The sequence below is a fragment of the Wolbachia endosymbiont (group A) of Epagoge grotiana genome, from assembly GCF_947251775.1.
Lineage (GTDB): Bacteria > Pseudomonadota > Alphaproteobacteria > Rickettsiales > Anaplasmataceae > Wolbachia > Wolbachia pipientis.
Window position 1 is genome coordinate 565,247 of record NZ_OX366387.1, and the last position, 25,310, is coordinate 590,556.

Below are 25,310 nucleotides of genomic sequence, written 5' to 3' on the forward strand. Positions count from 1 at the left end.
TACTCTTCCTTAACTTATGTATAAATTTAAGCATTTTCGCTCGCAGATCTAGTAAATAATATCTCAGAAATGCTTCTTTTGCCCCCACCGGTTCTTTTTAGCTGAATAACAATATCAATCACATTTCTAATGTATGGTATAATTTGGTCTGGAGGAATGCCAAGATTTGCCTGCATAACCATCAATTTTATTTGCTCAAGGGCCATTGTTGGACTATCTGCATGAAGGGTTGATATTGATCCAGGGTGACCAGTATTTATCGCCCTGAGAAAACTAAAAGCTTCCGCTCCACGGAGCTCACCAACTATTATTCTGTCTGGCCTTAAACGTAAGCACGCTTCTATCAAATCTTGAGTGGTTACTTTTGCTCTGCCCTGCCCTCCTTTAGAGGCAATTAGATGGACTTTATTGGGATGATCGTTCAAAACGATTTCCCTTGCATCCTCAACAGTAATAATTCTTTCCTCAGCTGGAATAGCACGCAAAGTAGCATTAGTAAAAGTAGTCTTACCAGTGGAAGTTCCACCACTAATTATAATATTTTTCTTACTTATTACAGCGTATTCTAAAAACTCTTTTATTTTTTTTTGCCTTAACAATAAATCCAAATGACGGTCAACTGGATTATCAGTTGCTTCTGTAACAGTTTCAGAAAAAGCCCCCATTTTTTCGTAATCATCGAGTGCTAACTGCATGCTAGAAGGCTTACGAATCGACATGACTACTTTATCAGGTTCACATGCTGGCGGAAATACTATCTGTATACGATAACCATTTGGTAATGTTGCCGAAAGTAACGGCGCTTCTTCGCTAAGTTTTTGTTCTGTAGCTTGAGCAATCAGTCTGCCAAGAGATTTCAAATGGTTAAGATCGAATACTTCTAATTTTTCACACCTTATTTCACCGCGATTTTCAATCCATACTTCCTTTGGCTTATTTATTGATATTTCATTTACGCCTTCTTCTTGAAATATGCCTTGTAATGGCTCCAAATATGTATCAAGTGCAGCATAGTTCATTTCATTGATTTAATATTGCCTGTGGAGGAAATACTATATCTTGGTTAACAAATACTTTCAATGCAGTGCCTTGATCAACATAAATAGTTGGTTTTTTATCTGTATATCTGCCCACTACATCCCGCATATCTTTAGAAAAATCCTCGATTGATTTCCTGATTGCTTCATCATAAACAGACTTGCTTTTTCTTTGAATTTGTTCTAACAGTTGATTTACAATTTCCAGGCTTATATTTACCTCGTCTTCTTCAATTCCTAGTGCTTTTGCTATTTCCTCTTTCATTATTTTTAGTAAATCTTGTCTGCTTTTGGCACTCCGAATTCTTCCGATAGCCCCAAGGCCTAATTTCCATTTGTCACTAGATATCTTCTTTTCTGGGTCAATAATGAGTTGGAGAGAAGAAAAATCTATTTCGGTTGCAGTGATAGACTTTACTGCATCTCTGATAGTTAGCGTATCAACAAGATTAGAAGCCTTTTGCCCTATAACAGCAGAACCAATCGAAACACCAGCAAGTGTCACTGAAGAGAATAACGCACTTACTATTTTGTTATCAACTATTCCTGCTATTCCTGCTCTACCAAGCTCGTCAGTACTAAGTGATGAGATTGCAATATCTATTCCATGTGGCAGAATCACTCTATTCCAGTTTATATTTACACGAGATTTAGCAACATTCGAGTCAAATGAATAACTGCCTATCAATCTTGAGCCTTTAGGTATTAAAACTGTATCACCAGTTTCTGCATAAACATCTCTACTCACCATAGCACGCAGCATTCCTTGCAGATCAGAGTTTATTGCAGTTTCAAGAACAGCATCAATAATTTTACCTTGAGTAATCATTAAACCAAGCTTTCCTACTCTGGTAGCTTTGCTCGATTGTGCTGAAGTGTCGGATAAAATAGCATCAGCAGCCTTGTTCTCTCCACTACCACCTGAAATTGTCAACATCTGTGCACTACGTCTGTCTCTAGGATAACCGCCACCCCCTATTGTAGGAAACGAGGTAGGTAAATTGCCCATAACATTACTAGAAGGAAAATTTTGCTTTGGCAAAATAGGTATATTTGACACAGGAGTTTCTTTTGGTTTCTCTTCTTCTTTTTTCATCACTTCTTCTTTTCTAATTTGTTTTATTTCTGGTATGATTAGTGGTGTAGGAAGAGGAGGTAAGGGTGGTAAGGGATCAGTTATTATTCTTTCAGGAACCATTACATTATCTGGAACTTGTTCCAACTTTCCTTTCAATTCTTGAACGTTTTGCTTTGTTTCCTCTTTTTTAATAACTTCTGAACCCTCTTTAGGAGAAGGACTAAAATAGAGATAATACACTCCACCAGCCAGAAGCACTAAAATAATGACCATCAATGCCCTATGACCTTGATTAGAGCCAACTGTTACTACCTTATTCTCTATTTCTGATTCATCTTCTGAATTGTTACGCCTTTCTTTATTCATATTGCATGTACCACAGCTAAAGTGACCTATTTATAATTTCAACTTCACCATCTTCATAACGCATAAATAGCTTTTTATGTACTCCTTTTATTATAACATAATCATCAAATAACAGCCTTTTACAAGGTTTATCCTCCCCTTCTACAAAAACCTGAGGTATTTTATTATTATTTCTAAATTTTAAATAGGTTAAATAACCATCATCAAATAACTCGATCGGAACTATATCCGCATTACCACCTTCATCAATATATGTATAATTGTACTTCGTATCATTTTCTTGTATTATTTTTTCTAGCTTGTCTGTAGTATATTGCATTTGAGTAGGTAAAGAAACCTCATCTAAATCAACATCAAATTCACCTTCTTCTTGAGGATAATAAAAACGTACTACGTAAGATATATCCTTTTCAGCAGAATAATCGTGATCTACTTTCTTAGCATCAGTATCCGGGTATTTATCGTAGTTTGGCCTTGAGATTAAATCAAAAATGTAATTTCTTTTTTTAGTTGTCGTAATAATCATGTTAGTGCGACTACTAACTTCAAATGGCATGATAAGCAATTTATTGTCATAAGGATTAATTTTCCAACTTGATGCATCACCAACAGCGATATTTTTAACTTTTTCTCCTTCCGCAAATTCAATATAAGAATAGTAACCCTGACTAAAAACCACCGTAAATACTTCATTAGGGCTATACACAAAAGTCTTTATTCTACTATCTATAGAAATAGGCTCATTATAATTAATGGATGCGTTTAAATTGCCACTTACAAGTAAAGCTAAAACTAATAATATCCTATACATATTCATCATCTACTCTATATGAAATAACTTGAAATCCTAATGGGTTAATATATCTTTGCTGATCATCCATTTCAAGCGATGCATATCTATATGACATAATAACTATCTTATTTTTTCTCGTAGAACTTCCATCTTTCCGTGTAAATTCCACAAAAAATCTCACCTGAAGAGCATCGTTACCCAACTTTTGAATTGAGCGAATTTTAAATTCACTTTTGGTATCTGAATATAAATTAAAAAGATCATCCATATTCTGCGATCCTACATAATTTCTAAATTCATTATACACATTAGGTGAGGAAAACAACCTCACCTTTGTATAATAGTTATAATTATAATGATATGGATCAAAAACCTCCCTTGCTTTTATATACTCTGAAATAAAATAATCGTTTAGCGCTTCATCTGCAGAATACTGTTTTACTGTGACAGGATCAACCAATTGCACTATTCCTGATTTCTTGTCAATTTCTATAACAAATGGCTCAATAGTGCTACTTGTGCTAATTTTAAATATGACTAATATGCTGATAGAGATCGTTGCTAATAATATTAATGCAAATAAAAGTAGAATATTCCTTTGAGCAATAACTGTGCTGTAGCGGTTTGAATTCCAATTTATATCCTTATCTAAGGATTCAGTATTTTTTTCTTGCTTAAAAAATCTTAGCATTTTAGTATTCCTAAAAATCTTAACTTATGTTAATAAACATAGCAAATTAACAAAGTAGTTACAGCAAAAAAGCTAAAAAACTCTTAATCTATGGCCTAATTTACCAAACTTTGTCTCCATATATGAATCGTTATATTTATTACGTTCCACAATAAGTGGTAGACACTTTGTAACTCCTATACCACTACTTTCCAATTCTGACAATTTCCTATCATTGTTTGTAAGTAATTGGATTTTGTTAATGTTCAATTTCTTAAGCATTTTAGCTGCAACAGCAAAACTCCTTTCATCATCTTCAAAACCCAATATTCTATTTGCATCAACAGTATCAAGATTATGTCCTCTTTGCATACTGTACGCTCTTAACTTATTAGTTAAACCAATGCCTCTTCCATCTTGCATCAAATACAATATAATACCACTTCCAGAGTCAGCTATCATTTGAATTGCTTGATGTAACTGACTTCTGCAATCGCATGACAAGCTATCTAACAAGTCACCCGTATAGCACGAAGAATGAATTCTCACTAATGGTTCGTCATCTTTATCTGGATTGCCAATGATAATTGCATGATGTTCTCTTCCACCACTTTCGGTTCTATAAGATATGATATTTACTTCTTGAGTCTGTTTTAAAAATAATGATGTTTTGCACACTTCATATACATCCTGATTTTCTTGAAAATTATTTATGAATGACGTGTCCAGTGCAATAACGTCATTTTTCTCGCACCAATTTCGCATTTCATGGTTATTCTCAAAAGTCATATCAGCCACTAACGCGTATGGCAATAATTCTGAGAACTTAAGCAAGGCAATAGCACATTCATCTATTGTCTTTGAGCATTGCAACTCTTTTATGCAATCTTCCTTTGAACAGTTTATTAAATAGAGCAGTTCATCAAAATTATTCACCAACAGACGTTTGCTGTTATGTTCTTTATTCTGAGATATGTATTTTACCTTACTTGAAGTTAAAGTAACATATACATTACTTGATGTAAGCTTGTATTGATTAAATAAATCTCTTTCTAAAGCCTCAGCAGCAGCAAACAATAGGTAATTACTTTCATCATATATTACAATTGGCCGACCGCGCCTGATTTCGCTGATAGCTCTTTCTACCTTATTGCTACTCTGATTTCCTATAAACATTTTTACCCATATTAAACAGCGATAAAAGCTGGTGCGGCCGAGAAGACTTGAACTTCCAAGGCCTTATGAGCCACAGCGACCTCAACGCTGCGTGTCTACCAATTCCACCACGGCCGCACTATATTCTAGTTTTTATATAATTATTTTAAATTACTTAATCATTTTAGAATTTTTCATCTAGAGTGTCAATCTGATACTAGAATAATTTAGAAATTGTTTGTATAATTTGATTATGAATTTTGTGATTATAAATTTTAATCATTTAAGATAACCTTACTACTAATTTTTAACTTAGGTTTTTATACAAATGAATATAGCTAATATCTTTATTTTTTTAGCTCTCTCTCTTATAACTAGCTTTCATTTCGTCCATGCACAAATATTATACACATGGTCTCAAGTTATCCCAGAAAATAAACTAAGCATACGCGCAATTACGGACAATGACATGTGTCCCATTGTTTATGTTGATGGCGAGGAAACAGAAATGCTGAATCGCAGCTCAATTAACAATGGTGATCATAACGAAACAGTTTGTGAACTGACAATACAAACAAGTGCCAAAAACATTAGTATTGAGGATCTACGGGTTCCTATATTACCAAAAAAGGTTAATAAAATTGCTTTCATTGGTGACACGGGCTGTAGAATAAATATGTTATTTCAGCAGGAATGTAATTCGGTAGATAGCTGGCCTTTAAAAAAAAATTTAGATTCAATCGCCCTTCATAAACCAGATTTAATTATCCATGTTGGTGATTATCATTATAGACAAACAAAATGTAGAAATACAAAAAAGTGTGGCGATATTTATGGATATAATAAAGAAGTTTGGTACGCTGATTGGTTTGAGCCTGCAAAGGATATTTTATCACAATCCCCTTTCCTTTTTGTTCGTGGAAACCATGAGAGTTGTGATAGAGCTTATGAAGGATGGTTCAGGTATCTAGATTCATACCCCTTTTCGTCTGAAAAATGTGGAAACTTCGTTTCTAGTTGGTCCTTAGATGCTGGACCGATGAAATTTTTTATCTTCGACTCTTCATCCGGTGAGGATATTTTTACAACCCAAAGCACAATTGATGCTTTTGAGAGGCAATTTGATAAATTGATACAAAATAGTTCTGACAAGCCCATGTGGTTTTTAACTCATAAACCGCTTTGGAGATCTCCAAAAAAAGAATTTTTGACATTAAAAAGCCATGGTAATCTTACACAAATCGAAGCTTTTGGAGATAAATTTCCAAGCAATGTTACTACCATAGTTTCTGGCCACATTCATATAGCCCAGATTTTATTAATGGATAATGTTCCAGACCAAATTATAGTTGGAAACGGTGGTGCATCATTACACGCTCAAGATCAAGAATCTGTTTATCAAAATGTAGAATTTGACTATTTAAATGGTAAAAACTACTTAGCACACGAGGTTAGAAACTTTTTTGGCTTTGGCTTTGCAATACTAAATTTAGATGATCACGAATTTACCTTCTATAATCAACACAATAAGGAAATGTATTCTGCGAAGCTAACAGAAGATTTTAAACTTAAACGGATTAAAACTATAGTCGATTCATTTTAGGATTTGTTATTAGCTATTTTAAAAACGCTACTTAAACATTTTTTTTAATCGATTGATTTCATCAGCAAATTTTGAGTCGGTCTTTATAAAATTTTCTACTTGTTTTACTGCATGTATAACAGTAGCATGGTCTCTGCCACCAAAGTTTCTCCCAATATCTGGTAGGCTTTTTTGCGTAAATTTTTTGGCAAAATACATAGCTATTTGTCTTGGCCTTGCAAGACTGCGAAGCCTTCTATTGGATTGCATATCTGCAACCTTTATATTGAAAAATTCAGCTACTTTCTTTTGTATTTCTTCTATTGTGACTGACCTATGATTTGACCTAAGAAGATCGATTAGGGTTTCACTAGCTGATTCTACCGTCATACTTCTTCCAATTAATGAGGTATGGGTAACCTTATTTAATGCTCCTTCTAATTCTCTTATATTAGATTTTATGTTCCTTGCTAAAAACTCTAGGACATCTTTCGGAACATACATATTCATCTGCTCCACTTTTGCCTGCAATATACCAAGCCTTAATTCAAAAGTTGTTTCATTAATATCTGCCACCAACCCCCAACCGAGTCGTGATTTTATTCTTTCTTCCACTCCATCAAGATCACTAGGAGACCTATCAGCTGATATAACCAATTGTTTATTTTGGTCTATCAATGCATTGAAAGTGTGAAAAAATTCTTCTTGTGTACTATCTTTACCACTGATAAATTGCACATCATCTACCATCAATACATCTACTGATCTAAATTGCTCTTTAAATAACATAATATCTTTGCTTCGCAGCGCTGTAATATATTGGTACATGAATTTCTCTGCTGATAAATACACCACTTTTCTTTTTGCTGATGGGGAATTGACTATGTGCCAAGCTATAGCATGCATTAGATGTGTTTTACCAAGTCCCACTCCACCATATAGAAACAAAGGATTGCTGCCTAATATTGGATCTATAGATTCTGCCACACGCTTTGCCGCCGTAAATGCTAATTCATTTGGCTTTCCCACTACAAAATTATCAAAGGTGAACCTTGGATCCAGCGGCGAACCAAGATTATGATTACTTTCCTCTCTGTTTTTTAGTATAACATTAAAATTTGAATTCCTCTCCTCAATTACTTGAATATCAATAGAACGTATACTTTTATCTTCGCTTTGCCATAATGATAATATTTTTTTCATGTAATGAACTGTAATCCACTCTTTTATAAACCTTGTTGACACGGATAAAAGAACTTCCCCATTTCTGCTACTGACAAATTTTAGTGAACTCAGCCAGCTATTATATGTTGCTTCTCCATAAAGATTATAAAGACAATTTTGGATTTTTTCCCAAGTAACATTGTGATCCGTTACTGTAATAATCTGATCAAAAAACATAGTAGAAACCTTAGGGCTAGTTAAGTTCATATACCACACCAAGAAAAAAGCAATAATTAGAAAAATATAAGATAATCAATAGCTTACTGCAAAATGAAAAGCTAATACTACTTAATACATACTAAAAATTATGGTGATTTTTTGATGGGTTGTAAAGGGTATAAAAACATTAAAATTGATCATTTTTATTTCAAAAAAATGAAAAATTTGTAAATGTCGCTTGTATCGAGGATTAGAAGCATGCTATTAAAAACAGTAATACATTATGTATAAATAAGATGTTAAATTTACTGGCAAATAAGTAAAGTATTCATATAAATATAGCTAACCTAATATAGATTTACTGAAGCAAATTTATGATTATATTAAGTAATTTGAGTTGTTATGCTGTATTCGGTATTGAACTAGAGTTTTACATTGAAGGAATAGAAAAAGAATACTTATTTCTGAATAGCATCAAAAATAAAATAGCATCTCTTGAATTTTCTTGCGAGAAGGAGAATTCTACACATCAGTATGAGATAAAAAGTGGTTGTTATACGAACTCCTACAATTTAATTAAGCATTTTGAGTTAGCAAAACAATCACTTACTGAAACAGCACAAAAACTAGGTGGGAATGTTTCTTTTAAAGCAAAGCCTTATTTGGATAGAGCAGGCAGTGCATTAAATGTGCATGTTAATCTCGTGAATTCAAATAACGGTAACTTATTTTATATCAATGAGCAAAAGTACAGTGACTATCTGATTCATAGTATTGGTGGATTATGTGCAATGATGAAAAAACATATGTTGTTTTTTGCTCCAAATGATGATTCATATTTAAGATTTCAGTATCCGGATATTCACACTCCAACTACGATTAGTTGGGGAGTAAATAACAGAACTGCTGCGATAAGAATTCCCTATTTTGGCAACGATTTCAAAAGATGCCGCCTAGAGCACCGCGTTCCCGGAGCAGATTGTGACCTTGAAAAAGTACTCACAGCAATAATTGAAGGTATGGTTTTTGGTATAGAGAACAAAATTGCTCCGCCAAATAGGGTCTACGGCATTGCATCTGATCCTCAATATGAGATGGAGAGGTTAATATAACAACTATCTATCAAATCCTAATCCGTTAAACCCCTTTTGGGTAATTGGCTGTTTTAGCATTTTTTTTACATCATTATCTACATTTTTGCACTGTAATAGCAAGTCTAAAGCAGATAGTTTCTGCGTGCTTTTAGATTCAAGCTCTAGATTGCTTAACACTTGCCCAGGAAGTGGATTACCAGGCACATCCATGTGCTCAGGAAGAGGTTTCATCTGATTCTTTATAGAGCTAGAGTTATTTTGTGTAAGAGTTTTATCATTTAGCATGCTAAGAATAATTTCCTCAGGCACTACCATAGTTTTTGTATAATCAACAGGATTACTATTTTCAGCATCTATAGTCACATGAATTGGTTCGCCAAACGCATTTATAGGACCACCAAGTGATCCTTTCTCCATGCGTTCTTGTGCTCTTTTCCTTATTATTTCTTCTTCTAGCTCAGTTTCAGTTCTTTTTGGTTCTTTTACGGTATCTTTTTCTTCACCTTCATCAACACTGCTATACCCTTCATCTTCTGAAACTTTATCTCCTGAAACACGACTAATTTCAGCTTTAGTTCTTATTTTATGAACCAGCGAAAGTAATAAGTAAGTAACTGCAGCGGCAGAAACGATAATGGCTATCTTTGCGGCAATGTGGATTGCTGTTAAAAATATTAAAGCTGATAAAGCTCCAGCTAATCCAGACACAATAACTTTATTTTTGCCCTTTGTTACATTTAGAATTGCCACCATAATAACCTCTCAAATACTGTTCTAGAATTATTATACAGGAATTTTCTTATACTTGCAATTTTGCGAAAATTTTAATTATTTGCGTAAAGTTTTAAAGCTACACAAGGATTAATTAATATGCAATGTATCTCGACTATAATATTGTACAAACACACATATTCAGCTAACATTCAACATGCAGAGCTTACTCATAGAGCGAAACAGGGCGGTGGTATTATTACTTATAGTAATTTTTATCTTCGGTTCATACGTTTATGTAAAAATGCCAAGGGAAAGCAATCCTGATATACAGATTCCTATAATCAGCGTGTTTGTTGGACTTCCTGGGATTTCTGCTCAAGATAGTGAAAAGCTATTAGTGCTTCCTATAGAAAATGAACTAAGATCCATCGAAGGTGTAAGAGAATTGAGAGCTTTTGCAACTAATGATGGTGCTCACATGATACTCGAATTTGGAACAGAGTATGATAATAAAGAAGTGCTCGATAATGTTCGTTCAAAGCTTTCAAACATAAAATCGAAGTTACCTGTTGAAGCGGAATCTCCGATAATCAATGAAATAAACTTGAGCTTATTTCCGATACTCAATGTCGGCTTAATTGGTAATTTGCCAGAAAGAGCCTTAACTGAAATAGCACGCAAGTTAAAGAAAGAAATAGAATCTCTGCCAAATGTTCTCAAAGTTGAAGTGGCAGGTATACGTAAAGAAACAGTGGAAGTTATAATTGAGCCCACAGTTCTAACAAAATATAACATTCAATCAAACGAAATATTCCAAGCTATATCAAGCAATAATAGGCTAGTGGGAGCTGGGTCACTGGCCGGTAAATATTCGATTAAAATATCAGGGTTATTAAAAGATATAGAAGATATTATGAATATTCCTATTAGATCTCAAGGCGATGCAGTTTTGAGAATCAAAGATATAGCAAAAGTATACCCTAGGTTTGAGGATCACCAAGGATTTGCTCGCATTAATGGATTACCTAGTGTCGTGCTAGAAATTTCAAAACGTAACGGAAAAAACATAATAGACACAGTAAATCAAGTAAAATACTTAATGGATAAGGCAAAAGATCAATTACCTGAAAATTTAAAAGTGGTGTACTTAAACGACCAGTCAAAAAACGTCCGCGATGTGCTTGATGACTTGGAAAACGGCATAATATTTGCTGTGTTGTTAATATTGATCATAATGATGCTTTCTATGGGAACAAGGATTGCTATTCTTGTGGCACTCTCGATACCCGGTTCCTTTCTCATTGGGATAATAGCTCTTTACTTTATGGGTATAACCTTAAATATCGTTGTGCTCTTCAGTTTAATTATGGCTGTTGGCATGCTGGTTGATGATGCAATTGTGATCAGCGAATATGCCGATAGAAAGATGATCTGCGGAATGGACAAAGTAGAAGCTTTTTACACTTCAGTTCGTGATATGTTTTATCCGGTTCTATCATCAACGTTAACTAAATTAGCAGTGTTTTTTCCTCTATTATTCTGGCCTGATACTGTTGGTAAATTCATGCAGTACATACCAATTACAATAATTCTAACTTTGACTGGATCGCTCATTATGGCTTTGGTTTTTATACCAACACTTGGTGCAATATTTGGTAAGCCTTCGATAACTTCAAAAAAAGAAATAAAAAAAATGAGTGCTATAGAAAGTGGTGAAATAAAAAATGCTGGGCCTATAATAAGAGCTTACGTACGCATGCTAGAGAAGGTTTTGGATCATCCTAAAAAATTCGTATGTGCTACTGTATTCGTTTTGTTTTCATTTAGTGTGCTGTACTTTACTTTTGCTCCTGGAGTAAAGTTTTTTCCGAAAGTGGATTCAGATAATATTTTAATCAGTGTTAAAGCAAAAGAAAGCTTATCAGCCAAAGAACGAGATCTGATACTCAAAGAAGTGGAAGAACGCATTTTGAGCATTGAAAAAGAAATTCATGTTTCTTATGCTAGATCAGGAGCATTTTCAGACAACGTTATCGCCAGAATACAACTAGAACTTATGGATTGGCGCTTCAGGCGCAAAGCTAAGCACATACTAAATGATATAAGGAGCAGTGTGCAAGACATGAAAGGAATAATAATTAATGTTCAAGAGGAAAAGCCAGGACCGTCGGCTGACAAGCCAATACAAATTAACCTCAGCGGGAGTGTATCCAGTTTGAATTTAGCAGCAGAGAAAATTCTAGAAATTATGAACCAACCTTCATCCGGGTTTATAAATATTCAAGATAGCAGATCAGCACCTGAAATAGAGTGGAATATGAGTGTTGATAAGAATAAGGCTACAAGCTCTGAAGTAAGTGTTGCAACCATTGGCGATTTTATAAAGATGGTTACAAATGGAGTGTTGATTGGAAAATATAGACCAAATAACACGGATGAAGAAATCGATATTGTACTCCGTTTCCCTGGAAAGGATCGCAACATGAAGACTATAGACAATCTTTTTATCAATACAGTTAATGGCCCGTATCCTATGAGCAATATAGTAAAATATGCTCCCGAAAAAAAGGTAAACAAACTAAACAGGATTGATGGATTACGCATAGTGACAATCTCTGCTGACGTTGATACTGGCTATCTTGTTGATGAAAGAGTAAAGTTCATTCAGAATTCTATTGCCCAGGATTGGGACAAGGGAGTAAAAATTGATTTTAAAGGCGACAAAGAAGATCAACAAAAATCAGGAGCATTTTTGTTAAAGGCTTTTATATTAGCGATTACACTAATGATATTGGTATTAGTGACACAGTTTAATAATGTATACCATACATTTATCGTAATGACAGCAGTGTTTTTATCCACAACATGTGTGTTTTTTGTTTTCTTTCTTATCCAACAAGTTTTCGTAGTTGTTATGTGTGGAGTGGGGATAATTGCTTTGGCGGGAATTATAGTGAATAATAACATACTATTACTTGATGCCTTTCATCACCAAATTAAGGTACACAAAAATGACATCAAGCGATGTGTAATAAACGCTGCAATTTCTCGCGTTAGGCCAATATTGCTTACCGTTGCAACCACAGTTCTTGGTTTAATACCGATGATTACCAGGTTAAATATCAATTTTTTTACGCTACAAATCACATATGATGCTCCATCAAGCCAGTGGTGGGTTGACATTTCAACAACCATAGCAAGTGGAATATTGGCTGCAACGGTTTTAACTTTATTCTTTACTCCTGCGTTGCTTGTTATACAAAGACATGAAAAAACTTGACTTAAATTAGCAATCATTTAACATTTAAGATAGTGTTCTTTGCCCGTTGGAGCTATAATTATAACTAATTACATTGGATTTATTTATTATGATTGCTAATCGTAAAAGCAGTGTTAAGCAGAAAAGTAACAAGAATAACATAGTTGGAAGCCTTGATGTAATAAAAACAGCAGGAGAGCTTTCACTTCAAAAAGGTTTAGATTTTGATGTTGTAATAAAGGCACTAGAAAGTGCTATAGAAGCAGTGGCTCATCAAAAATATGGTAGCAAAAGTAAAATTGTAGTTGATATAGATAGAAACACAGGCAAAGTTACTTCATATAGAAAACTAAAAGTTATTGATGATGAATCAAATGAAAAAGAGAATACCGAGTGTGAATCAATTACGCTTACACAAGCTAAATTAATAAAAGGAGATGCAAAAGTTGGAGATACTGTTAGTGAATTACTCTCTCTTAACACTGATCTTGCTTCAGCAAGAATTGCCCAGCAAAAGATTGCTCAAATAATTAAAGATGAAGAGTCAAAAAAGCAATATGAGGAATTTAAAGATAAGGTGGGAGAAATAAGGTATGGTATTGTTAAACAAGTAGAATATTCAGATCTTATTATAGACATAAATGGCACTAGGGCATATCTTCCATTGCGAAATTTAACTGGTGGTGAATCATTTCGTGAAGGTGATAAGGTTAAAGCTTACATACAGACTGTTAAGCGCTCTGATGATGGACGTCAAATTATTCTTTCTAGGACTCATGAAGGCTTTTTGGAGGCATTATTAAATCAAGAAATACCAGAAATTGCTGACGGATTAGTGACAATTAAAGGTATAGCTAGAGATGCTGGTTCAAGGTCTAAGGTTGCCGTTTTCTCTCCCGACAAGAACATTGATCCAGTAGGTGCTTGTGTTGGAGTTAAGGGAGATAGAATAAAAACTATTATACACGAATTAAATGGTGAAAAAATTGACGTTATAAATTACTCCTCAGATTTGGGTCAATTTGTTATTAAAGCCATTACTCCTGCAGAAGTATCGAAGGTTATTATTGATGAAAATGAAAATTGCATAGAGTTAATAGTTGCTGAAGATCAATTGAGTTTAGCGATAGGAAAAAAGGGCCAGAATGTAAGATTAGCTTCAGAGCTTGTTGGATGGAAAATTGAGATATTAAGCACTCACCAAGAATCAGAAAGGCGAAGTAAAGAACTTAGTCAATGTTCAGCTTTATTTGCTGAAGCTTTAAACTTAGAAGAGATTATGGGTCAGCTATTGGTAACAGAAGGTTTTTCAAGTGTAGAAGACATATCTAGCGCTTCAATTAAAGAGCTTGCTTCAATAGAGGGCTTTAATGAAGATATTGCAAACGAACTTCACAATAGAGCAAATAAGTACCTGAAAGCAGAAAATGATAGAAAAATAGAAGAGCTAAAAAGTTTAGGTATGGAGGATGATGTAATCAATTTAACTTTATCAATAGACAATAAAATTGCTCTTAGTAAGCATGATATTAAGACTTTAGAGGACATAGCAGATTTATCAAGTTATGAGTTTTGCAGCATACTCTCTTCCTCATCCGATAGCAAAGAAGATCTAAAAGATACAGTAGATTCAATAATCATAGAAGCACGTAAAAAGCTTGGATTAATATAATAAAATAATATGAATAATGAAGATATCAGTGATAAAAAATTAACGCTCCAAGGTTTAAGCAAGCTTAAATTAGACCTCAATTTAAACTCTTCAGCTAGCCCAAGTACTGGAGCTACAGTAGTAAAAAAAAGAAGAAAAAAATCTCATGATGCAGAAGAACATAATTTATTTGAAGAGAGTAAATTAGGTTCTTTAACAGAGAAAGAACAAATTTTTCGCATTAATGCTGTGCAGAATGCTGCTTTGCTGAAAGAAAGAAATCAGAGAGAGGAAAAAGAGAAAACAGCAAAAGAAGACAGCAATAAAGAGATTGACGAGAAAAATGAAGCGGACGCTTTATCTAAGGAAATAAATAAGCAAGTTTTAAGTAATACCCACTTAGTTGAACCAAAAGAAGATAGTATTGACCATGAGGACAACGATAAAAAGTCTTTTAAAGTCAACAAAGATATATATTCTAAGCATTCTAAACTGGTAATTGCACAGGCAATAGATGAAAAAACTGAACAACCCCCTGTATTTAAGCAAAGGTTTGGTATAAGAGGTAGAAAGTCAAAGTTTACTAAGGGTAAAAATATATCAAGAGAAGTTATTATACCAGACAAAATAACTATCAGGGAGTTATCTATTCGCATGGCAGAAGATAGCAAGAGTGTGCTAAAAATGTTCAAAGAAGAAGTCGGTGAGAGTTATAGAGTAGATGATCTGGTGGATCCAGATATAGCATGTGAAATAGTGGAAAAATTTAATCATACGGCTAAACGAGTGAGCGATACCAACAGAGAAAAAGATTTATTTTTTATAGAAGGCAGAGAAAGCCTGCCTAAAAAACCTAAACCACCAATCGTCACTTTTATGGGACACGTCGATCATGGTAAAACCTCATTGCTCGATGCATTTCGTGAATCTAATGTTGCAGAAAGAGAGTCAGGTGGCATAACTCAACACATAGGTGCTTATCAAATAACGACAAAAGATAAGCAAAAAATTACCTTTATTGATACACCAGGACATGAAGCGTTCACTGCGATGCGTGCACGTGGTGCCAATATTACTAATATAGTTGTAATAGTAGTTGCAGCTGACGATGGAATCATGAAACAAACAGTTGAAGCAATAAATCATGCAAAAGCAGCAAATGTTTCTATTATAGTTGCTATTAATAAAATTGATAAATCTGAGCCTGGTGATGTGGAGAAAGTAATGAGTAGCTTACCTCAATATGATCTCATTCCTGAAGAGCTTGGTGGTGATGTTATGATTGTGCCAGTATCAGCAAAAAAGAAAACTAATTTAGATAAACTAGAAGAGACGATTTTGTTAATCGCTGAATTAATGAAGCTAGAAGCAATAGAAGATTGTCGAGCACTTGGATGGGTAATAGAATCCAAAATAGATAAAGCGAAAGGAATATCAGCCACATTGATAGTTGAGGAAGGAACGTTAAAGGTTGGTGATATATTGGTAGTTGGTACAACATACAGTAAAGTACGTAGTATGGTTAATCACCTTGGTCAAAGAGAAAAAGCAGCACTACCCTCTGCTCCAATTGAAATTACTGGTCTAAATGGTGTGCCAAATGCTGGAGATAAATTTGTTGTTATAAATTCTGAAAAGCAGGCACGTGAAATTATTGAACATAGGTTAGAGTTAATCAAGAAAAAAGAAGAAAATTTAGATGAGGATGATTTAGATATATTCAGCCGTAATAACAGTGAAATAGAAGAACTATCTGTAGTTTTAAAGTGCGATGTAACTGGTTCTATTGAAGCAATATCAAGTTCAATTGATAAACTCGGTAAAGATCAAGTGAAATTAAATATCCTACACAAAGCAGTAGGAGGGATAACAGATTCAGATGTGCTGCTTGCAGAAGCATCAAGTGCAGTAATTTTAGCTTTTAATGTAAAAGTGGACTCAAAAATAAGGGACTTGGCAAAACAAAAAGGTATAGAAATACATACTTATAACATAATATACGAGCTCATTGACGACATGAGAATGTATTTAACTAAAATGTTAAAGCCTGTTACACGAGAGGTTCGTGTTGGTTCTGCATCTGTAAGGCAAATATTTAATGTATCTAAAGCTGGTAATATCATTGGATGTTATGTAAGTGATGGAGTCATAAAAAAAGATTCTTTAATTAAGGTAGTGCGCAATAGTAAATTGGTGCATGAAGGAAAGTTAAAAGCACTACGTAGATTTAAAGATGATGTTAAAGAAGTAGGTGTAAACTTTGAATGCGGACTATCACTAGAGGGTAATGTCGATATTAAAGTTGGAGATATTTTGGAAGCTTATCAATTAGTGCAAGAAGAAAGGGTGTTATAGTAGCTGGATATGAAAAAGGAAATTAGAAACCTAAAGATAGCATCGGTATTGCATAGAGCAATATCAAGAGTTCTAATGGAAGGTAAGGTGTTCAATAAAAATGTAGCGGTATCTGACGTAAAATTAAGTAAAGATTTGAAAAAAGCAGATGTATATATTGTGTTATCTTCATTGAATATTCAAGTAGCTGACTACTTAGATCCAGAAAAAAGACGCACTGGAGATCCTTCTGAGAATAATTGTGATATTAATACTGTTGTTAATGAAATGAACCAATCTGCATGGTCAATACGTAAATCTATATTGTGTTATGTTGATTTGCGATTTATACCTGAACTAGTTTTCAAGCCTGACTTAGCGTTCGATAATTTTGTTAATGTAAGCAAAATATTACATAATCACACTTAATTAATGCATTTCAATCGTTACTTTTCATTAATGAGGTTGCACAGTTTAACGGGTTTGTGGCTTGTGCTATTTCCCAGTTTGAGCGGTATTCTTTTAGCCTCAACTTCTCTATCGTATCAGGTTCTTTTTCTCCTTGTTTTGTTTACTATAGGTGCATTTTTAATGAGACCCGCAGGGTGCATAATCAATGATATCTTCGATAGAAAAATAGATGCGCACGTTGAACGAACAAAATATAGGCCACTTGCAAGTGGTGCATTAAACATAAAGCAGGCTTTAGCTTTACTTTCACTGCTACTGTTTATTGCCCTGGTAATCTTATTATTAACTAATAAAACTACACTCATACTTGGAATAATCTCAATGTGTATGATAGCTACTTACCCTTTATTAAAGCGGTATGTTTGGTGGCCACAATTGTTCTTAGGGTTTACCTTCAATATGGGATCGCTCATGGGCTCAGCAGCAATAACAAACCAGATCAGTATAGAATCCTTGCTGTTTTATATAGGATGCGTCTTTTGGACACTTAGCTATGACACCATATACGCCCATCAAGATAAAAAAGATGATGAAAAACTCGGGATGAAATCTACCGCATTATATTTTGGTGATACAACAAAATCTTGGTTGAAAAGATTTTATTTAATATCTCTTATGACGTGGCTATATGCTGGTATCTTATCATCATTAAATAACATTTTTTATATTGCTCTACTTGCTGTAGGGTTCATATTTCACCGCCAATACAAAAATTTCAATCCTGACGATCCCAGTCAATGCATGTCCATATTTAAAAATAATTCCTACGTAGGGTTGCTGCTCTTTTTCGGCATTCTTTTAGATAGAATTATCACCTAGGTCTCAAGAGTTTCGGCTCTAATGAAATCAATAGACTCAGGTAGCCCGCAGAAACAAAAAAACTTGCTTGACAAACTCCGCCAGCCCTCTTATCATGAAACTGAAGCTATTGTATTTGCTTTCGCCAATCTGCAGATTAAAAGGTAAGGATTACTTAATGTATCGGCGTCTTATGTTCAATTTTTTGCAGTATATAGATACTGTATGTCTTTACAAAACTTCATCTACATCTAGATTTTTATCTAAATAAGCTGAACGCGCTTATAAAGCGTTACAAGACATCAAAAAATGCCAATACTCGACAGAGATAGTAAAAGACTAGCTAACTCGGGGATTCTTTGTCTTTTTTTCTGCTTAGTAAATTTCTTAAACATTTGCAGCGTAAGTTAGTTGCAATTAAAAGCGGCTGAATCTCGCTTGTCAAGCGTTTAAAACATAAAAAACGCCAATATTTTAAAGCGGATAATAACCCCAGGGCTTCTTTTGCCTTTTTTTTCATTTGGTAAATTTCTTAATATTTACAGCTAAACAACAACCGTCATCCCTAAGTATCCCGCTGCTTGTTAGCGGCTGAGATACCGCGAATGAATCGCGGTATGACGGTTCGCGGCAGGATGACGATAAGCTCGTCATCCCACTACTTGTTAGCGGCTAAGAGATACCGCGGCGGTATAGCTATAGGATGACAAAAAAAAGGGCACTGTGACGGACTTAAATCACAATTATCAGTTAATGCCAATCGCGGCATTATAAAAAACGCCAAACTTTTTTCTGCTTTTATGCAAGAAGTCTAGTCCATATATTCCTCCCACTTCTCCGCGACTTTCCTTACTATTTCCTCACTCATCTCAATTTTCTTTCCCCACTCTCGTTTGGTTTCAGGCGGGATTTTATTTGTCGCATCAAATCCCATTTTACCTCCAAGTCCACTTTCAGGGGAAGCAAAGTCTAAATAATCAATAGGTACACTTTCTATCATGATTGTATCACGCACAGGGTCCATCCTCGTTGACATTGCCCACATTACTTCCTTCCAATCACGTACATTTATATCATTATCAACAACGATAATAAACTTCGTGTATAAAAACTGCTTTAGAAAAGAAAGTATGCCCATAACAATTCTTTTTGCCTGCCCTGGATAGGATTTTTTTATCGACACTATCGCTATTCTATATGAGCAACCTTCCGGTGGCAGATAAAAGTCCACTATCTCTGGAAATTGATTGATAAGAATGGGCACAAAAATTTCATTGAGTGCTTCACCAAGAATCGATGGTTCATCAGGTGGCTTGCCAGTGAAAGTGCTAAGATATATCGGGTTTTTACGCATAGTAATTGCAGTAATATTAAATTCAGGAAATTGCTCAACAGAATTATAGTAGCCGGTGTGATCTCCGTATGGCCCTTCGTCTTGATATCTATCCAAACTCACATAGCCTTCCAGAACGATTTCCGCGTGAGCTGGTACTTGAAGTGGAATAGTCTTACAATTTACCAGCTCAAGCGGCTTCTTTCGCAGTAGTCCAGCAAATTGGTATTCTGACAATGTTTCTGGCACTGGAGTTACCGCAGCAATAATCGTTGCAGGATCACTACCGATCACAGCAGCAGCAGGAAATTTCATATTTCTGCCTTCTTCCTTCCAACGCTTATGGTGAGTTGCGCCACCCCTGTGTGCAAGCCAACGCATTAGTGTTGTTTTTTTATCTATAACCTGCATACGATATATTCCAAGATTAAAATTATCTTGCTTTTCTTTCGTGGGTCCTTTCGTTACCACAATTGGCCAGGTGATAAGTGGTGCAGGTTCATTTGGCCAGCATGTTTGAATGGGCAGTAGACTTAGGTCCACTTCATCTCCGGTTAGCACTACCTCTTGACATGGAGCCTTGCTCACGACTTTACTTCGCATCGATAACACGACTTTCAACAAAGGAAACATTTTTATAGCATCCTTAAAGTTTTTTGGCGGCTCAGGTGATTGCAAAAATGCTAAAAGTTTACCAAGATCTCTTAGTTCATCAGGGTTTATGTTCAACCCCAATGCAATCCTCTTAATAGTACCAAATAAATTCACCAAAACTGGAATCGAATTTTTGCCATTTTCTGTGATAACATTTTCAAAAATGATCACTGGCCCTTTGCTTGACAAAACTCTGCGATGAATTTCTGTCATTTCAAGAACTGTTGAAACTTCCTCCTTAATCCTAATCAGATCTTTTTTTTCTTCTAAGGCTTTGATGAAGTCACGTAAGTTGTTGTACATATTCCAGTTTTTAAAATTTTAAGTTTACATTTAGTTTTCAAGCACTTTATTGAAATTTGACCTATGCACTACTTTCCTGCCTAGCGAGCTTTCAGTTAATTTGAGATCAAATCCTCATATTGCTTACTAAGTTTGTATTTCCTTCCTCTATTGGAAAAATCTACAATCTTGATAAACCCCATTTCCACCCACTTTTTACAAAGTTGCGCACTGGTACGAGGCTTAAAATTAAATAGTTCGCCAACCTGACTAGCTGTAATAGCGGAAAACTCCTGGAAGAGCTCAAGAGCTTTGCGTTGTTTAGGATCAAGCTTACGTATAAGATCAGTCTGATCAGCGTGGTATTCTTCTTTATTTATACGTTGTAAAACGTTCTCAAATGAATTTGCCATACCTTCTACGAAATACTCCACCCACTTAGTAATATCTGCTTCAGCTCGTCCCATGTAATAGTTGTGCGATGGACCTATACTGATTGCTTCATAATACGCTCCTAGATTCTTAGCATAATATTCTTCCAATGAATAAAGTCCTTTTAGGTCATACCCACCAAGGTGTAAAATTAATGTAGTCAACAATCTTGCAGTACGACCATTACCGTCATAGTAAGGGTGAATTGTTACAAATTGATAATGCGCAATACCTGCAATAATTGGGCAAGGCACTTGCTCACTGTTACGAATCCAATCAATCATACTGCTCATGAGCTTTGGTACATCCTTTGCTTCAGGTGGCATATAAATTATTGCACGTGTAAGACTATCGCGGATAACATTTTGACCATCACGATAAGGTGTTGATTTTATTTTAGATTTTCCACTTGCTATTACTAGAGCATGTAGTGTTTGAACAGCTTTCTCAGTAATGGGTATTCTCCTTGCTGCCCATTGTTCAACTTGAGTTAAAGCTGCATAATATCCTTTAACCTCATTTTCATCTCTCCTATATTTTGGAAAGTGGCTTTTACCACTTAAAACCTCTTCAATCTGTTTAGGTTCAAGTCGATTTCCTTCAATCATAGTAGAATAGTGTGTGGTATAAAGCCGTGCAGTTTCACGAAGAGACAAAAGCATTGATACAGTGAGCGGCAAATGTAACACTTTTTCTTTTGCTGCTTCAATCCTTATAAGACAACTAGCAATTTTAGAAGTAATCGTATAATTCGGCATCGGCATAATATCTGCATTACATTACTTCTATATTATGCTGATAAAATGCAGATAATACAACATTTACACGACGCCGACCATAAACAGCAATAAATTCGGCTGATTGAGAAAGAAGTTTGTCTTGTAGAATAGCTATTTCTTTTTCTCTGCCAATTATTGGTTCACTCATATGTTTATTCCGCGGAAAATTATACACAGCGGAATAAAATTATCAACTTTGTTTTACCGCCGTATTTACAGCGTGGCGGTAAAAGATAGAGCATCTCATAATTGGCTATTCTGGGGGTAGTTTGGTCACCTACATTATCAAGTCTTCTGATGAACTTTGTGACAATATACCTAATCATTGTACGTAAAGTTTGTATTCGAGGCAAAACTGACTATAAAATACACTTGATATAAATGTTTTTATATATTAACATTAGATGCTTCTTTTAATATACAGATAAATGTGTACTAAAAGTTTTATGTTGTAGGTTTTTAAATAAATTGTATGTCTAGAATATCGTTTTTATTAATTTTAATAATAGCAATAGCAAGCTTGCCGATAATAAACAATTGGCTTTCAAATCGCAGCCAAATGCTAAGCGATGATTATATAGGTGAGAAATTAGATAATTATATAAGCAGAAATTTTGATAAGATCGTAAAAACTCTCAAAGAGGAGTCGATTAAAAGTAGTTACGCTGCTCGAGATAATGTAACCAAAAGTAAAATTTCACAATACAAGGATCAAATATTTGACCTTACTTATCCTTACTCCGGAAATGAAAATAGTAGTGTTATAGCTGTAGGCTTCCTTGACTTTCCATAAGATGGTACAAGCCTCCACCTTCTAGGTGGAGAAACTTTAGTTTGTCAATGTCATAACTGTACTTTATAAAGTATAGTTATGACGGAATATGACAAAGGAAAACACACTGTATTTTATCATAGGTACCATATAGTCTGGATTACAAAATATCGGTACAGAGTATTAACTAAGGCTATGAAGGAGAGAATACGAACAATCATAGCAGAAGTATCTGAAGAAATGGGGATTAAGATAGAAAACGGAGTAATATCATCAGATCATTTACATTTATTCGTAGTAATACCTCCTCATATAGCTGTGAGTGATTTTGTTCAAAGAGCCAAAGGCAGGTCTTCACGCAAAGTTCAACAAGAATTTCCAGAGCTAAATAAAATGTACTGGGGAAAGCGTTTTTGGGGAAGAGGATACTTTAGTGCTACCAGCGGACATATCACAGATGAAGTCATTAATGAGTACATCAATAAACATACAGATGCACATCAGCCTCATTCTATATCTAGTATAAGATTGGAGTAGCTTTAGCTTCTCACCGCGCTTCCAGCGCTATATCCAACCTTTCGGCTCTCAGCCGATAGTGGTTGAGTATTCTTGTGGACATTGCAAAGCTATAAAGAATGATATAAAGCAGTTAATTAACGACGGCAAAATTAAGTATATCTTTAGGGATGCTCCAATACTTGGTAACGCTTCTTTAAAGGCAGCAAAAAGTGCTTTAGCTGTCTATTTTCTCGATAAAGAAAAATATTTCGATTTTCACCATGCTGCTTTAAGTCACAAAGGAGAATTTTCAGACGAAAGCATATTGGATATAGTGAAAAACATAGGGATTGATGAGGACGATTTTAATGATTCCATAAAAGATAACGCGGACAAAATTGAGCAAATGATAAACAACAGTAGGCTTCTAGTAAGAGATTTGGGAGTAGGTGGTACACCTTTTTTAATAATTGGAGATAGCCTGTTTGTAGGAGCATACGCGTCAAGTTAAGGAAATAAAGGTATGAAAGAGATAGAATAATAAGGTATAAGTTCTCCCAGATATACTTTTAGTGAGAGAACCAATGAATAAAATAACTTGCTTATCAAAAAAGCTCAAAGAAATTTTTAATGAAAAAGCAGAGAAAATCTCAATTACAACAAGGTTTATAAAAAGAAAGAGAAAGCTAAAAGGTTCATCATTCGTAAAAGCCATGGTCTTGGGTAATATAGGAGTTGATAATTGTAGCGTAGAAACAATGTGTCAATTACTAAACGAGGACTCGATAGATATAACAAAACAAGGTTTGGATTTTAGATTTACTGAAGAAGCAGTGGAATTTATGAAAAGGATGTATAATGAATCTGTGATTCTCTTTAAAAATATCTTGCAAGTTGATTGCAAAATCTTACAGCAATTTAATAGTGTTAAATTATTGGACAGTAGCTATATTACTCTACCTAACAGTATGGAAGAGATGTATAAAGGTTATGGTACTAGCTACAGTGGCTATGAAAGCAATACTAAGTCTGGAATAAAGTTACAATTAGTTTTCGACTACATGAATCAGATAATAGACCAACTTAATTTAACGGAGGGGGTAAGATCAGACCAGGGATATAGGAAACATTTAAGTAATATATTAAGCAATGATTTGCTAATATCTGATCTCGGTTATTTTGTGCCAAGTTCTTTTAAACAAATCAATGAAATAGGAGCTTATTTCATAAGTCGTTATAAATCCGATACCAACATATATGATGTAGAAACAAATCAAAAAATGGAGTTATTAGAATGTTTAGAGGATAAGTTATTTTTAGAAAACGAGGTATTGTTAGGAAAAGAAGCAAAAATTAGAGTAAGAATTATATGTCAGAAACTAACTGAAGAACAGTCTATGGCCAGAAGAAGGAAAGCTAATAGATTAGCAAGATCGCAGGGATATACATCCTCTAAAAGAAATCAAAAATTGTTGAACTGGTCAATATTTATAACTAATGTTCCAGAAAATAAAATTAGTGCTGAGCAAGTATTAACGATTTACAGAGTAAGGTGGCAAATTGAGTTATTATTTAAATTGTATAAAAGCCATATCAGGCTTGATAAGCTAAAAGGAAAGCCATGCAGAGTATTATGTGAACTATATGCTAAATTGTGCGCAATTCTTATATTTCACGGCATAGTTGGTTGCACAGAAGTGAAAAAGAATACAGAACTTAGCTTAACAAAGGCATTTATTGAGCTAAAAAGGCGGGTTAGAGAGTTATTTTTAGTATTAACCAAAATTAATAGTTTAAAAGCATTTCTTAAAAAACTCACTATAACTTGGTCGCGATTTTCATTAAAAGACAAACGTAGAAGGGCTAGAGTATCCACTTTAACCTCTCTAAATTTGCTCACAATCTCTTAACTTGACGCGTATGGTTTGTAGGAGCAACTGATTTGAATGTATTACGCAAAAAAGTAGATGAATTAAGTCACAAGCAAGGCTAGTTACAGTTTGCCATAAAATTTTATTTTTTTGCTTGACAACTCAAATGAACCTGAGTATAGTAACTGTGGGTGTGACAGCAGTTTAACTCAGTAGTCTCATCCACTTTCCATAGCGTCATTTACTATGTGAAACGCTTTCAAATTACAACATTTTCTTCAACCAAACTATTTTACTTTCACAG

General features: G+C 34.5%; 19 protein-coding genes, 1 tRNA gene and 2 pseudogenes. 11 read left to right on the forward strand and 11 right to left on the reverse strand.

The features are described from left to right. Nucleotides 1-26 precede the first annotated feature (26 nt). From virB11 to OPR50_RS02670, 6 genes are all read right to left on the reverse strand, one after another. Complete coding sequence (gene virB11 / locus OPR50_RS02645; RefSeq protein WP_065094644.1) at nucleotides 27-1,019, reverse strand: P-type DNA transfer ATPase VirB11; 993 nt, start codon at nucleotides 1,017-1,019, stop codon at nucleotides 27-29. Between the two features lies 1 nt (nucleotide 1,020). Next, nucleotides 1,021-2,481: a TrbI/VirB10 family protein gene (locus tag OPR50_RS02650; protein WP_265024230.1), complete on the reverse strand. Its 1,461-nt coding sequence runs from the start codon at nucleotides 2,479-2,481 to the stop codon at nucleotides 1,021-1,023. A gap of 16 nt (nucleotides 2,482-2,497) precedes the next feature. Beyond that, nucleotides 2,498-3,298: a P-type conjugative transfer protein VirB9 gene (virB9, locus tag OPR50_RS02655; RefSeq protein ID WP_174515708.1), complete on the reverse strand. Its 801-nt coding sequence runs from the start codon at nucleotides 3,296-3,298 to the stop codon at nucleotides 2,498-2,500. Next, nucleotides 3,285-3,965, reverse strand: coding sequence for a VirB8 family type IV secretion system protein (locus OPR50_RS02660; RefSeq protein WP_155968235.1), 681 nt, complete (start codon nucleotides 3,963-3,965; stop codon nucleotides 3,285-3,287). Before OPR50_RS02660 ends, virB9 begins: the two co-directional genes overlap by 14 nt. Nucleotides 3,966-4,037: 72 nt before the next feature. Continuing rightward, nucleotides 4,038-5,120, reverse strand: a complete 1,083-nt coding sequence (locus OPR50_RS02665) for a GTP cyclohydrolase II (RefSeq protein WP_010082649.1) — start codon at nucleotides 5,118-5,120, stop codon at nucleotides 4,038-4,040. Between the two features lie 29 nt (nucleotides 5,121-5,149). Then, nucleotides 5,150-5,237: transfer RNA gene (locus OPR50_RS02670), tRNA-Leu, on the reverse strand. 190 nt (nucleotides 5,238-5,427) lie between these two features. On the opposite strand from OPR50_RS02670, the gene OPR50_RS02675 reads away from it, so the two are divergent. Beyond that, entirely contained in the window at nucleotides 5,428-6,702 is a 1,275-nt protein-coding gene (locus tag OPR50_RS02675) for a metallophosphoesterase (protein WP_265024231.1), read from the forward strand. A 27-nt stretch (nucleotides 6,703-6,729) separates the two neighbouring features. Here OPR50_RS02675 and dnaA read toward each other — a convergent pair whose 3' ends face one another. Then, the gene (dnaA, locus tag OPR50_RS02680) at nucleotides 6,730-8,112 is read right to left on the reverse strand and encodes a chromosomal replication initiator protein DnaA (protein WP_010962298.1); all 1,383 of its coding nucleotides are present in this window, start codon (nucleotides 8,110-8,112) and stop codon (nucleotides 6,730-6,732) included. Between the two features lie 326 nt (nucleotides 8,113-8,438). On the opposite strand from dnaA, the gene OPR50_RS02685 reads away from it, so the two are divergent. Next, nucleotides 8,439-9,176 (forward strand): type I glutamate--ammonia ligase, encoded by a 738-nt coding sequence (locus OPR50_RS02685; RefSeq protein WP_006280263.1) that lies wholly within the window; start codon nucleotides 8,439-8,441, stop codon nucleotides 9,174-9,176. Nucleotides 9,177-9,179: 3 nt separating this feature from the next. Here OPR50_RS02685 and OPR50_RS02690 read toward each other — a convergent pair whose 3' ends face one another. Next, nucleotides 9,180-9,911, reverse strand: coding sequence for a hypothetical protein (locus OPR50_RS02690; protein ID WP_265024232.1), 732 nt, complete (start codon nucleotides 9,909-9,911; stop codon nucleotides 9,180-9,182). A 175-nt stretch (nucleotides 9,912-10,086) separates the two neighbouring features. On the opposite strand from OPR50_RS02690, the gene OPR50_RS02695 reads away from it, so the two are divergent. The 5 genes from OPR50_RS02695 (at nucleotide 10,087) to ubiA (ending at nucleotide 18,406) form a co-directional block, all read left to right on the forward strand. Continuing rightward, on the forward strand, nucleotides 10,087-13,152 hold the full coding sequence (locus tag OPR50_RS02695; RefSeq protein ID WP_265024233.1) for an efflux RND transporter permease subunit: 3,066 nt from the start codon (nucleotides 10,087-10,089) through the stop codon (nucleotides 13,150-13,152). An 88-nt stretch (nucleotides 13,153-13,240) separates the two neighbouring features. Further along, complete coding sequence (gene nusA / locus OPR50_RS02700) at nucleotides 13,241-14,803, forward strand: transcription termination factor NusA (RefSeq protein ID WP_265024234.1); 1,563 nt, start codon at nucleotides 13,241-13,243, stop codon at nucleotides 14,801-14,803. Nucleotides 14,804-14,812: 9 nt separating this feature from the next. Further along, nucleotides 14,813-17,137: a translation initiation factor IF-2 gene (gene infB, locus OPR50_RS02705; RefSeq protein ID WP_265024235.1), complete on the forward strand. Its 2,325-nt coding sequence runs from the start codon at nucleotides 14,813-14,815 to the stop codon at nucleotides 17,135-17,137. A gap of 9 nt (nucleotides 17,138-17,146) precedes the next feature. Continuing rightward, nucleotides 17,147-17,545, forward strand: coding sequence for a ribosome-binding factor A (locus OPR50_RS02710; protein WP_006279769.1), 399 nt, complete (start codon nucleotides 17,147-17,149; stop codon nucleotides 17,543-17,545). 3 nt (nucleotides 17,546-17,548) lie between these two features. Then, nucleotides 17,549-18,406, forward strand: a complete 858-nt coding sequence (ubiA, locus tag OPR50_RS02715; RefSeq protein ID WP_264339226.1) for a 4-hydroxybenzoate octaprenyltransferase — start codon at nucleotides 17,549-17,551, stop codon at nucleotides 18,404-18,406. A gap of 790 nt (nucleotides 18,407-19,196) precedes the next feature. On the opposite strand, the gene OPR50_RS02720 is transcribed toward ubiA, so the two are convergent. The 3 genes from OPR50_RS02720 to OPR50_RS02730 form a co-directional block, all read right to left on the reverse strand. Continuing rightward, the gene (locus OPR50_RS02720; protein ID WP_265024236.1) at nucleotides 19,197-20,675 is read right to left on the reverse strand and encodes a UbiD family decarboxylase; all 1,479 of its coding nucleotides are present in this window, start codon (nucleotides 20,673-20,675) and stop codon (nucleotides 19,197-19,199) included. Between the two features lie 95 nt (nucleotides 20,676-20,770). Then, nucleotides 20,771-21,850 carry a Fic family protein gene (locus OPR50_RS02725; RefSeq protein ID WP_182319894.1) on the reverse strand — a complete coding sequence of 360 codons (1,080 nt, stop codon included), beginning with the start codon at nucleotides 21,848-21,850 and terminating at the stop codon, nucleotides 20,771-20,773. Nucleotides 21,851-21,860: 10 nt separating this feature from the next. Beyond that, a complete protein-coding gene (locus OPR50_RS02730; RefSeq protein ID WP_007548541.1) occupies nucleotides 21,861-22,013 on the reverse strand; it encodes a hypothetical protein in 153 nt (50 codons plus the stop codon). A 324-nt stretch (nucleotides 22,014-22,337) separates the two neighbouring features. On the opposite strand from OPR50_RS02730, the pseudogene OPR50_RS02735 reads away from it, so the two are divergent. The 4 genes and pseudogenes from OPR50_RS02735 to OPR50_RS02750 all read left to right on the forward strand — a co-directional run. After that, nucleotides 22,338-22,652, forward strand: a pseudogene (locus OPR50_RS02735) (DsbA family protein); the annotation flags it as partial. 84 nt (nucleotides 22,653-22,736) lie between these two features. After that, nucleotides 22,737-23,174, forward strand: a complete 438-nt coding sequence (gene tnpA / locus OPR50_RS02740; RefSeq protein ID WP_006279552.1) for an IS200/IS605 family transposase — start codon at nucleotides 22,737-22,739, stop codon at nucleotides 23,172-23,174. Between the two features lie 64 nt (nucleotides 23,175-23,238). Beyond that, nucleotides 23,239-23,646: pseudogene (locus OPR50_RS02745) on the forward strand (DsbA family protein); the annotation flags it as partial. A 73-nt stretch (nucleotides 23,647-23,719) separates the two neighbouring features. Next, entirely contained in the window at nucleotides 23,720-25,045 is a 1,326-nt protein-coding gene (locus OPR50_RS02750; RefSeq protein ID WP_265023871.1) for an IS4 family transposase, read from the forward strand. The last annotated feature ends 265 nt before the right edge of the window (nucleotides 25,046-25,310 follow it).

What these genes read in the sequence shown, in the direction of transcription:
- virB11 (WP_065094644.1), bottom strand. Translation starts at nt 1,019, where the DNA reads ATGAACTATGCTGCACTTGATACATATTTGGAGCCATTACAAGGCATA.
- OPR50_RS02650 (WP_265024230.1), bottom strand. Translation starts at nt 2,481, where the DNA reads ATGAATAAAGAAAGGCGTAACAATTCAGAAGATGAATCAGAAATAGAG.
- virB9 (WP_174515708.1), bottom strand. Translation starts at nt 3,298, where the DNA reads ATGAATATGTATAGGATATTATTAGTTTTAGCTTTACTTGTAAGTGGC.
- OPR50_RS02660 (WP_155968235.1), bottom strand. Translation starts at nt 3,965, where the DNA reads ATGCTAAGATTTTTTAAGCAAGAAAAAAATACTGAATCCTTAGATAAG.
- OPR50_RS02665 (WP_010082649.1), bottom strand. Translation starts at nt 5,120, where the DNA reads ATGTTTATAGGAAATCAGAGTAGCAATAAGGTAGAAAGAGCTATCAGC.
- OPR50_RS02675 (WP_265024231.1), top strand. Translation starts at nt 5,428, where the DNA reads ATGAATATAGCTAATATCTTTATTTTTTTAGCTCTCTCTCTTATAACT.
- dnaA (WP_010962298.1), bottom strand. Translation starts at nt 8,112, where the DNA reads ATGAACTTAACTAGCCCTAAGGTTTCTACTATGTTTTTTGATCAGATT.
- OPR50_RS02685 (WP_006280263.1), top strand. Translation starts at nt 8,439, where the DNA reads ATGATTATATTAAGTAATTTGAGTTGTTATGCTGTATTCGGTATTGAA.
- OPR50_RS02690 (WP_265024232.1), bottom strand. Translation starts at nt 9,911, where the DNA reads ATGGTGGCAATTCTAAATGTAACAAAGGGCAAAAATAAAGTTATTGTG.
- OPR50_RS02695 (WP_265024233.1), top strand. Translation starts at nt 10,087, where the DNA reads ATGCAGAGCTTACTCATAGAGCGAAACAGGGCGGTGGTATTATTACTT.
- nusA (WP_265024234.1), top strand. Translation starts at nt 13,241, where the DNA reads ATGATTGCTAATCGTAAAAGCAGTGTTAAGCAGAAAAGTAACAAGAAT.
- infB (WP_265024235.1), top strand. Translation starts at nt 14,813, where the DNA reads ATGAATAATGAAGATATCAGTGATAAAAAATTAACGCTCCAAGGTTTA.
- OPR50_RS02710 (WP_006279769.1), top strand. Translation starts at nt 17,147, where the DNA reads ATGAAAAAGGAAATTAGAAACCTAAAGATAGCATCGGTATTGCATAGA.
- ubiA (WP_264339226.1), top strand. Translation starts at nt 17,549, where the DNA reads ATGCATTTCAATCGTTACTTTTCATTAATGAGGTTGCACAGTTTAACG.
- OPR50_RS02720 (WP_265024236.1), bottom strand. Translation starts at nt 20,675, where the DNA reads ATGTACAACAACTTACGTGACTTCATCAAAGCCTTAGAAGAAAAAAAA.
- OPR50_RS02725 (WP_182319894.1), bottom strand. Translation starts at nt 21,850, where the DNA reads ATGCCGATGCCGAATTATACGATTACTTCTAAAATTGCTAGTTGTCTT.
- OPR50_RS02730 (WP_007548541.1), bottom strand. Translation starts at nt 22,013, where the DNA reads ATGAGTGAACCAATAATTGGCAGAGAAAAAGAAATAGCTATTCTACAA.
- tnpA (WP_006279552.1), top strand. Translation starts at nt 22,737, where the DNA reads ATGACGGAATATGACAAAGGAAAACACACTGTATTTTATCATAGGTAC.
- OPR50_RS02750 (WP_265023871.1), top strand. Translation starts at nt 23,720, where the DNA reads ATGAATAAAATAACTTGCTTATCAAAAAAGCTCAAAGAAATTTTTAAT.